1 protein-coding gene is annotated in these 262 nt (G+C 56.9%); it reads right to left on the reverse strand.

Going from position 1 to position 262, the window contains the following annotated elements; translation table 11 throughout:
• The coding region (locus A3728_RS20165) for an ATP-binding cassette domain-containing protein (protein WP_236630582.1) at positions 1 to 229 on the reverse strand (229 nt) is incomplete at its 3' end.
• Positions 230 to 262 lie beyond the last annotated feature (33 nt).

A 262-nucleotide genomic window follows, 5' to 3' on the forward strand; every position in this document is an offset into this window, starting at 1 on the left:
CGGTCACGTCCTGCCCGGACAATTCGACACGGCCCTTCTGCGGACGGTAGAAGCCCGCAGTCACGTTCAGAAGTGATGTTTTTCCGGCACCATTCGGACCGATAATTGCAAGCAATTCATCGTCGGCCACGGAGATGCTCACATCGTCGAGCGCCGTCACACCGCCAAATTTCAAAGTTGCACCACGCACCGCAAGCGGTGACGATACGTGCCCGTTATTCGTGGTCATGTTGCGGCCCGTGCTTTTCCCCTACACTTCATG

The organism is Sulfitobacter sp. HI0040 (assembly GCF_001634885.1).
Classification (GTDB): Bacteria; Pseudomonadota; Alphaproteobacteria; order Rhodobacterales; family Rhodobacteraceae; genus Sulfitobacter.